Here is a 9,359-nt window from a genome sequence, read left to right on the forward strand (position 1 = left end):
TTCTCGCACCTTGCCGCATTACGACGGCACGAAAGGCTCCAGCAGACGGACGAGCTGCGGGACGTCATCCGTCACCGTGTCCCAGACGACCTGAAGGTCCACGTCGAAGTACGCATGAATCAGACGGTTGCGCGTCGCGATGATCTGCGCCCACGGGATCTCCGGGTGTGATGCCTGCATCGCAGGGCTGACCCGCGCGGCAGCCTCGCCGATGATCTCGACGTCTTTGACTATCGCCAAGACCAGCATGCGATCGCGCTCGAGATCGCCCCGCGAGCGTCCAGCCGCGAACGACATCGCCTCGCGCGCGGCGTCCAGCATGTGCCGCAGCCGGATGACGTCGTCAGGTCGCAAACTGGACCTCGGCGTTCGCTAGAACCTCGTCGCGGAAGTACCGGCTCAGCTCTCCCGGTGTCCTCAGATCGACCTTCCGGCCGAGCATGGCGCCGAGCTCGAGCTCCATCTCGGCGAGCTTCAGGAACCCGGCCCGGGCCCCTGGCTGGAACTCGACGAGAACGTCCACATCGCTGTCTGGCCGGAAGTCGTCTCGTAGAACGGATCCAAACAGCGCGAGCCTGCTGACGCGATGTTTCCGGCAAAACGCCGCCAGCGCCTCTTCCGGCATGTGGATCCGTACGGTCATCCCTTTGAATCATAACCGCAGTTCGCGAGGTCAGCACAGTCCTGTCGTTTGCCGACGGCACGCGAATTGCTCATGCACCCGCCGTCCGAGTCGTTTCGCGTTCCAGGACCGGAATGGCGGCGGACACGCCGTCGGGACCGCGGACCCTTCGTCCGCAGATTGGACGACGCGGGAGGCTCACCTCTTCGCCGGAGATCTCATGCCGACTCGCCCGAAGCCATCGCTGGATTCCCTCCTCGCCTCCTTCCACGCGGCGCGAGATGTCGCGGAGCGCACCCGGCTCGCGATGGCGCTGGTCCGAACGCAGGCTCGCGACGATCGGATTCTCGCTGCTCTCGTTCGAGTGCTCGACGAGAGTCCCGTCGGTGGCGCTGCCTTCCTCGCGAGGTACGGCGACGCCCGGGCGATTCCACACCTCGTTCGCGCGCTCGAGTCCGATGACCTGGTCGCGAAGGCCGACTGTGCCATCTGCGCGGCGGAGCAGCTGAGCGCGATCGCGCACGCGATCGAGGAGCTCGGTGGGGCGCTGACCGTTGCACAGCGCGCGCATATCGACCGGATCGAGCGCGAGACAGCTCGACTGTGGCAGCCCGGCCCCGACGCGCTTCCCTCGGCGAAGTCCGCGCGGCGGCCCGCGACGCGCGAGGCACGCCCGGGCCGAAATGCATCGTGTCCCTGCGGTAGCGGCCAGAAGTACAAGCGGTGCTGCACCCTCGGAGCCGCTGCCACGCGTCAGCTTCACTGAACATAGACGGACGACGCTCCCGCCTCGTCCGGGATCCCCGATCACGAAACGACAGCGGGGAGCCCCGTGCCCCGGGCTCCCCGCCGCGTGAAGCTCACTCCAGTTGCGCGTCAGTCCCTGTGACCGCGCCCGCGCCCCTCGTCCTCGTGCCGCCGGCCGTGGTCGTGGCGCCCACGGTCGTCCCGCCGATCGTCGTCGTGCCGTCCACGGGAGTCTCCGCGATCATCGTACTGCGGCGGAGGAGCCGACCAGCGCTGGTGATCAGACGGCTGCGGATACGGCTGCGCCCGCTCGGGCCCCCGGTCCCGGCCGTGCGGCTCGAAGCGCGTCCGCGTCACCTCCTCGCGCGGCCGGTAGCGATACTGCTCGGAGCGAATCGAGTGCTGCATCTCGGGCGCGCGAGGATAGCGGTCACCCACGTAGCCCCGCTGGTAGACGGGCAGCGGCGCGGGGCGCGGGGCGGCGCGGCGGTCCCATCGATCCCACCCGCGGTGACCCCGTTCCCAGTCGTGGCCGAAGCGGTGGCCCCAGCGTGGCGGCGCGTCGGCGCGCCACCCGCGGAAGTACGGGGGAGGCTGCCGGTAGTAGCGCACCGGGACGCGCAGCACGTAGAGCGGCACATGCGCGGGCTCCACCACGTACCACGGTCCGTCGTACCAGCTGCTCACGTACCACTCGTCGCCCTGGAACGCCCAGTAGGCGCCGTCATAGAAGAAGTAGTTCGAGCTCGCTCGAGGGGCGTAATAGACGGGATACCCCGGCACGGGGACGAGCTCCGGATAGGCCGGGACGTTGATGCCGATCTGGATGCTGGGGAGCGCGATGCCGACGCCGACGGAGACCTGAGCCTGGGCCGAGGTGGCCGAGGTCAGCGATCCGAGCAGCAGCGACGATGCAACGAGCAGGTAGCGCATTCTGTCCTCCTGAGATCCGACGAGCTGCCACCGGGGCGTATTCTCTCCGGGCAGGCTCAGCAGCTTTCGAGCCAGCGAGCCTACCCGAGCAAGATCGCGCACTTGGAGCGGCCACGCGTGCTGCGCGTGTGCCTCGCGGCAACAGGTACTTGGAGGGGGGTGTAGGTCCGGTGCGCTCTCGCCTCTATCGGCGCACCTCCACCCTGCCGCCGTCCTTCACCCGATCGCCGGGATGCACCGCCACCACCGCGCCGGCGTCGACGCCGCCGAGCACCTCGACCTCCGTCTCGCCGCGGTGTCCGATCTGCACCGACGTCAATCGCGCCTTGCCGCCGTCCACGCGGAACACCGCCCACCCGTCGCCCTGGCGGAACGCGGCGCCCTGCGGGACCTTCAGCACGTCGTCGCCTCGCCACAGCACGAACCGCGCCTCGACGCGGAACCCGTCGCCCAGCGCGCTCCAGGCTTGTCGCGGATCGGTGAAGACGGCGATCACGTTGACCCGCTGCTCCTCCACCCCGAGCGCGGAGAGCTTGGTGAACGCGGACGGCTCGACCCTGCGCACGCGGGCCGCGAGCGCGCGGTCGCCACCCCATCCCAGGATCGTCACGAGCGTCCCGGGCTGGACGCGGACGGCGTCGGTGGTCAGCAGATCGACGACGAGCTCGAGCGCCCCCGGATCGCCGACCTCGAGCAGCGGCGTGCCGGCCTGCACGACGCCCTCGCTCTCCTGCAGCACCCGCAGCACGCGGCCGGAGGCGGGGGCGAGCACGTCCACGTGCCGCTCGCGCCAGGCGCCCTCCCCGCCCAGCGAAGCGCGCGCGACGCGCACCTGCTCGGCCGCGACCTTCACCGCGAACACCGCCGAGGAGAGCTCCTGCGTGCGCATCCGCGCCTCGAACTCGGCGCGGTCGAGGCCCTGGCTCGGCAGCGATCCGCCCGCGGCCAGGGACCGGGCGCGAGCGAGATCCTCCCGGGCGAGCCCCTCCGCCGCCCTCGCGCGTCCCTCCTGCGCCTGCGCCTGCCCGAGCGCCGACACGGCGGCGCTCAGCCTCGCCTGCGCCTCGGAGCGCGTCCGCGCGTCGAGCAGGGGCGAGGGGACCGCCGCGATCTCCGCCACCACGTCCCGCTCGCCGACCATGTCTCCGGGCTCGAGGAGCTGGCGCGAGACGGTGCCCGTGACGGGCGCGGAGACGACGTAACGGTCCTTGACCCGGGCGATGCCGGTCTCCTCGATCGCCACCACGAGGCTGCCGCGCGCCGCGGTGGCGACGTCCACCGGCACGGGGCTCGGCCGCAGCGCCCGCACCGTGGCGAGGGCGGCAGCGAGGACGAGGACGAGGAGAAGCCCTTGCCGGGCCCCGCGCATGAGCTTCCGTCGATGCTCGCGGGCGTGTCGTGCCTCGTCCCCGGGCGTGCCGCGCAGCGCCGGTGGCGCTGGCGCGGGCGGCGCACCCGCCGGCTCGTCGGCCGGGAGCGGCTGGGTGGGCTGCGTGCTCTGCTCGCCGATGGCACCCATGCTCACTCCCGCGTCTTGAGGACGCCGATCAGATCCAGCCGATCGACGTTGCGGCGCACCCACAGCGCGCTCGCCGCGGCCGCGAGGAGCCCGACGGCCGCCGCCATGAGGTACGTGCTGGGCGCGACGTACACCTCCCAGCGGAACTGCTCCTGGTCCACGGACCGCATGAAGAGCCGCCCCCACGCGAGGCCCAGATAGAGGCCGATGGGGATGGCGATGGCCATCTCGATCGCCATGCTGCCGATGAGGATCCAGGAGATCTCGTGCCGGGAGAACCCCAGCACGCGCAGGCTGGCGAGGTCGCGGGCCCGCGTCGCGAGGGCGATGCGCGCGTTGTTGTAGACGACCCCGAAGATGACCGTGGCCGCGAGCACGATGGCGACGGTGGTCCAGACGTTCATCATCGAGGCGTTCATGTCGCGCAGGCGCCGGGTGTCTTCGCGCACCTCGGAGACGTCGATGACCCGGGGCACCCGACGGAGCCGCTCCTGCAGCGCAGCAGCCTCGAGCGGATCGACCGTGAGCAGGGCCGAGCCGAGCGCCCCGAGATCGCCCTCCAGCCGCGCGACGAGCTCCTCGCGCGCGTAGAGCTGCAGGCCCACCGACTCGTCCACGAACCCCGCGATGACGGGTCGGACCACCGGCCGGGCGCCTTCGCGGATCTCCACCTCGGCCCGGTCGCCGGCGCGCAGCCCCAGCACCTCTCCGAGCTTGCTCGTGACGAGGATGCCCTCCGGCGGCAGCGCGACCTCCCGGCCGCCCCGCTCGACGAGGCGGCGCAGCGTCGCGCCGGCCGGCAGCCCGATGAGGACGGTGTCGCGCGTGCGATGGAGGTGACGGATCCGCACCGGCATGGCGCGGACGCCCTCCACCTGGCGCACGCCCGGCATCGCGGCGAGCTCCCGCAGGGCCCGCGGCGAGACGGGTCGATCGAAGGAGACCGCCAGGTCCTGGCGCTGCTCGCGCCGCAGCGTCGCCTCGAGGTAGCTGTCGAGAGAGTCGATGCCGAAGCGGCCCAGCACGACGAGCGCGAGCGCGCCGGCGATGCCGAGGGACGAGAGGAGCGTGCGCAGCGGGCGGCGCTCGACCTCGCGCACGATCATCATGCCCGCCGGCCCGACGAGCGCAGAGAGCCTGAGGCGCTCCACGAGGCTCTTGCGATAGAGGGCGGGAGAGGGCGGCCGCATCGCCTCCGCGGGCGGAAGCCGCACCGCCGCGCGGACCGCGGCGAGCGCGCCGGCGAGCGCCGCGACGCCGCTCATCAGGATGCCCGTGGCGACGAGCGAGAAGCTCGGGTGGAAGGCCGCCTCGGGGAACCGGAACACGCTCGTGTAGAGGCCCAGCACGGCGTCCCCCATCCACCAGCCGCCGGCGAGGCCGAGCAGGGTGCCGGGCACGAGCACCACCGCGACCAGGCCCGCGTAGTGAGCGCGCAGGGCGTGGTTGCCGTACCCGATGGCCTTGAGCGTCGCGATCTCTGGGCGTTGCAGCGTGACGAGCCGCCCGAGCACCATGTTCACCAGGAATGCGGCGACGCCGAGGAAGATCATCGGCACCATGCCCGCCAGCGCCTCCAGCTGCGCGAGCTCGCCGGTGAGGATCTTGTTCGACTGCTGGTCCTTGCGGCCGCCTGCCCCGTCGCCGCCGTACGGCAGGAGCAGCCGATCCAGCGCGGCGCACACGTCAGGCTCGGAGGCGCCCGGCTGCAGGAGGAGGCTCGCCTCGTTGAACGCGCCCTCCAGCTCGTAGGCGGCCGCGAGCGGCGCTCGGTTCATCCACAGGATGGCGTAGCCGGCCGCGTCCTCCGCGATCGACCCAGGCTTGAGCGCGTAGATGAACTCCGGCGAGAGCGCCACGCCGACCACCCGGAGCTTGCGCAGCTTGCCGTTGATCACGGCGGGGACGTGGTGACCCGGCTCGAGCCCGTGCGCCGTCGCGAAGGCCTCGAGCACCACCACCTCGTCGTCGCGGTCGCGCTCGGGGAGGCGCCCGCTGCGCAGGTGGATGGCGTTGGTGGCGGGTTCGCCCGCGGCGGGCAGCGAGAGCAGCCGGCCCGACGCCGGTCGCGACCTCCCCTCGATCGGCAGCAACACCTCCTTCGAGATGCGCGTCTGGACCGAGGCGACGCCCGGCAGGACCTCGATGCGCCGGGCGATGGACTCGGGCGCCCGCTCGAGCAGCACGAACACGTGCGCGAACCGCTCCCGATCGTAGTAGGAGTCGCGCGCGCGCAGGAGCGCGGCGTAGGTGCCGCGGAGCCCGATGAAGCTGGTGATGCCCCCCGCGAGCACGAGCGCGATCGTCAGGACCTGTCCCCTCAGGCGGCCGACGTCGCGGAGCAGCTTGCGGTTGAGCGCCGAGATCAGCATCGCGTCACCAGCGCAGGTCGCGCGCGCGGGCGACACGGCCGGAGCTGCGCTCGCTCTGCACGCGTCCGTCTCCGAGCGTCACCACGCGGTCCGCGATGTCGGCGATGGGTGCGTTGTGGGTGATGAGCGCGGTCGCCGTCCCGAGCTCGCGGTTGACCTGCTCGATCACCTCCAGGACCAGGATGCCGGTGCGGAAGTCGAGCGCGCCGGTGGGTTCGTCGCAGAGCAGGACCGACGGCCGCTTGGACACGGCTCGCGCGATCGCCACGCGCTGCTGCTCGCCCCCCGAGAGCTGCGCCGGGAAATGGTCGAGCCGGTTGCCCAGCCCGACCAGCGCCAGCGCCTCCTCCGGCTCGAGGGGGTCCTCGGCGATCTCGGTCACGAGCGCGACGTTCTCTCGCGCGGTGAGGCTCGGGACCAGGTTGTAGAACTGGAAGACGAACCCGACGTGGCGCCGCCGGTACTGCGTCAGCGCCTCCTCGTCGGCGGCGGTCATGTCCTCTCCGGCGAAGAAGACGCGCCCGGAGGTGGGGACGTCGAGGCCACCGAGGATGTTGAGCAGCGTGGACTTGCCGCTGCCGGAGGGGCCGAGCAGCACGAGGAGCTCGCGCTCGTGCAGCCGGAAGTCCACGCCGTCGAGCGCGCGGACGTCGACCTCGCCCATTCGATAGACCTTGCGCAGCTGCTCGCAGGAGAGAATCGCTTCCGCAGGTCTCGCGAGCTGCGCACGGGTCTGTGCGGCAGCGAAGGACACGACGAAGCGTAGCGCATCCGGGTTGCACGCCCGGGAGCACATCGGGGGTCCCCGCACGGAGCGGCTCCGGTTCGTGCACTCACGCGGCGTCTCGCCCCGCGTCAACCCGCCATCGTCTCGCACCCACGTCGTCGGGTGGGCGGCTCGCTCGGCCCGTCCCTCGCCGCGTCGCGCGTCCTGTAACGCCCCACCCCGGGGACACACTGCTCAGCCGAACCCCGAACTGGAGGTCGGTACCATGCACCCACGAAGCTCCCTCTTCGCAGCCCTCGTCGTCTCCACCCTCATCGCGTCGGGCGGCGAGGCGGAAGCCGCCGCAGCCGTTCTTTCCACGACCGGGGAGGCGCCCGGCACCGCATCCGCCGGCGCGGCCGGCACGGTCTACGCGCTCTCGAACGATCCCGCCGGCAACGCGGTGGTGACGTTCGCACGCGCGCCCGACGGCACGCTCTCCCCTGCCGGCTCGTTCTCGACCGGCGGGACCGGCACCGGCGCCGCGCTCGGCTCGCAGGGTGCGCTCACCTTCTCGCGCGACGGCCGCTGGGCCCTCGCGGTCAACGCCGGCAGCGACGACGTCTCGATCTTCGCGGTGTCCGACAGCGGTTCGCTCCGGCTCGTCGACCGCGCTCCCTCGGGCGGCGACGTGCCCATCAGCGTCACCGTGGTGAACGACCTCGTCTTCGTGGTGAACGCGGGCGTGCCGAACAGCGTGACGGGGCTGCGGATCGGCCAGGACGGCGACCTCCACCCCATCCCGAGCTCCACCCGGCCGCTCAGCGCAGCCGACAGCGCACCCGCCGAGATCGCGTTCGATCCGGGGGGCGACTTCCTCGTGGTGACCGAGAAGAGCACGAACCGGCTCAGCGTCTACGCCGTCGGCGAGGGCGGCGATCTCGACGGCCCGCGGGTGGTCGAGTCGAGCGGCCAGACGCCCTTCGGCTTCGCGTTCACGCGGAGGGGTCTGCTCGTCGTCTCCGAGGCGGGAGGGAGCACCGTCTCGTCCTACCGGCTGAGCGACGACGTCCTCGACGTGGTCACTGCGTCCGCTCCCAACTTCCAGAGCGCCGCCTGCTGGATCGCGATCACCGGCGACGGTCGCTTCGCGTACTCGGCCAACACGGGCGCCGACGACATCTCCGCCTTCGCCATCGCTCCGGACGGTACGCTCGCGCTCCTCGAGGCGAGCGGCGTGGCGGCCTCGGCCGGCGACGCCCCGGCCGACCTGGCCATGAGCCGCGGGAGCGGGTACCTCTACGTGCGCAACGGGCGCGACGGCTCCATCTCGGGTTACGCGGTCCAGAGCGACGGCGCGCTCGAGCAGGTCGAGCTCGTGAGAGGGCTCCCCGCCGGCTCGGCAGGGCTCGCCGCGCGGTAGCGCATCGTACGCTCCGGCGACCTCGAGCCGAACGCATGGCCACGAAGCGCATGGCTCGCCCTCACCTGCTGCTCGCGCTGCTCGTCCTCGCCTGGGCGATCAGCTGGCCCGTGATCAAGATCGGCGTCACGACCGTGCCGCCGATCTGGTTCGGGGTCCTGCGCTACGTGCTCGCCGCTTCCTGCCTGTTCGGCCTCGTCGCGCTCCGCCGCGAGCTCGCCGTTCCACCGCGGTCGGATTGGCCGCTCATCGCGGTCTCCGCCGTGTTCCAGATGGGCGCGTACTCGGCGCTGACCGGGCTCGCCCTGACGGTGCTGCCCCCGGGTCGCGCGTCGGTCCTGGCGTTCTCGACACCGATCTGGGTCCTGCCGCTGTCCGCGTGGTGGCTTCACGAGCGGCCCGCGCGCTCGGGGCTGCTCGGCGTGTGCGCGGGGCTGCTGGGGGTCGTCGCGATCGCCGCTCCCTCGCTGCGTCCCGCCGGGAGCCGCCAGCTCCTGGCCTACGGCATGCTCATGGGTGCGGCCGCCGCCTGGGCGATCTCGATCGTCTTCGTCCGCCGGCACCGCTTCACCGCGACCGCGCTCGCGCTCGCGCCCTGGCAGGCGCTCGCCGCCGCCATCCTGCTCCTCCCCATCGCGGCATTGAGTGAAGGCGCGCTGCCGCCCATCGGCTGGGGCGGCGCGGCGTCGCTCGCCTATGTCGGGCCGGTCGCGACCGCCTTCGGCTACTGGGCGGTCGTGGAGGCGGGTCGTCACCTTCGGGCGAGCACGATGTCCACGGCGCTCCTGGCGGCTCCGAGCCTCGGCATCCTGTTCTCCGCCGTGACCCTCGGCGAGGTCATCGGGCCGTCGCTCGTCGCGGGCGTCGCGCTGATCGGCGCCGGCATCCGGCTCGCGACGACTGCCGCCGCCTAGTGTCCTGAGTCGTAAATTCGTGGACGGATGGGCGAGGGCGTGATCTACGGTCATGATGCTGACCGAGATGACGCCCGCTCCCGGTGACCCGCTGGGCCTCACGAGCGACGAACGCGAGACGCT

9 protein-coding genes are annotated in these 9,359 nt (G+C 72.0%); 3 read left to right on the plus strand and 6 right to left on the minus strand.

All coding sequences use genetic code 11. The annotated features are described in order from the left end of the window. Nucleotides 1-18: 18 nt before the first annotated feature. Together MLV88_RS18620 and MLV88_RS18625 are read right to left on the minus strand one after the other, a co-directional pair. A complete protein-coding gene (locus MLV88_RS18620; RefSeq protein ID WP_243338352.1) occupies nt 19-354 on the minus strand; it encodes a HepT-like ribonuclease domain-containing protein in 336 nt (111 codons plus the stop codon). Then, nucleotides 344-643 carry a nucleotidyltransferase family protein gene (locus MLV88_RS18625; RefSeq protein WP_242333287.1) on the minus strand — a complete coding sequence of 100 codons (300 nt, stop codon included), beginning with the start codon at nt 641-643 and terminating at the stop codon, nt 344-346. Before MLV88_RS18625 ends, MLV88_RS18620 begins: the two co-directional genes overlap by 11 nt. Nucleotides 644-842: 199 nt before the next feature. Between MLV88_RS18625 and MLV88_RS18630 the strand changes: the two genes are divergently transcribed. Then, the gene (locus MLV88_RS18630; protein ID WP_243338353.1) at nt 843-1,388 is read left to right on the plus strand and encodes an SEC-C metal-binding domain-containing protein; all 546 of its coding nucleotides are present in this window, start codon (nt 843-845) and stop codon (nt 1,386-1,388) included. 110 nt (nt 1,389-1,498) lie between these two features. On the opposite strand, the gene MLV88_RS18635 is transcribed toward MLV88_RS18630, so the two are convergent. The 4 genes from MLV88_RS18635 to MLV88_RS18650 all read right to left on the minus strand — a co-directional run bounded on the left by MLV88_RS18635 (nt 1,499) and on the right by MLV88_RS18650 (nt 6,857). Next, entirely contained in the window at nt 1,499-2,302 is an 804-nt protein-coding gene (locus MLV88_RS18635; protein WP_243338354.1) for a hypothetical protein, read from the minus strand. Between the two features lie 184 nt (nt 2,303-2,486). Beyond that, on the minus strand, nt 2,487-3,821 hold the full coding sequence (locus MLV88_RS18640) for an efflux RND transporter periplasmic adaptor subunit (protein ID WP_243338362.1): 1,335 nt from the start codon (nt 3,819-3,821) through the stop codon (nt 2,487-2,489). A 2-nt stretch (nt 3,822-3,823) separates the two neighbouring features. Further along, on the minus strand, nt 3,824-6,193 hold the full coding sequence (locus MLV88_RS18645) for an ABC transporter permease (protein WP_243338356.1): 2,370 nt from the start codon (nt 6,191-6,193) through the stop codon (nt 3,824-3,826). A gap of 4 nt (nt 6,194-6,197) precedes the next feature. Beyond that, the gene (locus tag MLV88_RS18650; protein ID WP_242333278.1) at nt 6,198-6,857 is read right to left on the minus strand and encodes an ABC transporter ATP-binding protein; all 660 of its coding nucleotides are present in this window, start codon (nt 6,855-6,857) and stop codon (nt 6,198-6,200) included. Between the two features lie 328 nt (nt 6,858-7,185). Between MLV88_RS18650 and MLV88_RS18655 the strand changes: the two genes are divergently transcribed. Beyond that, nucleotides 7,186-8,322, plus strand: a complete 1,137-nt coding sequence (locus tag MLV88_RS18655) for a lactonase family protein (protein WP_242370639.1) — start codon at nt 7,186-7,188, stop codon at nt 8,320-8,322. Nucleotides 8,323-8,357: 35 nt separating this feature from the next. Continuing rightward, entirely contained in the window at nt 8,358-9,236 is an 879-nt protein-coding gene (locus MLV88_RS18660) for a DMT family transporter (RefSeq protein ID WP_242359892.1), read from the plus strand. Nucleotides 9,237-9,359: the final 123 nt, after the last annotated feature.

This window comes from Anaeromyxobacter soli, from assembly GCF_022808855.1.
GTDB classification, from domain to species: domain Bacteria; phylum Myxococcota; class Myxococcia; order Myxococcales; family Anaeromyxobacteraceae; genus Anaeromyxobacter; species Anaeromyxobacter soli.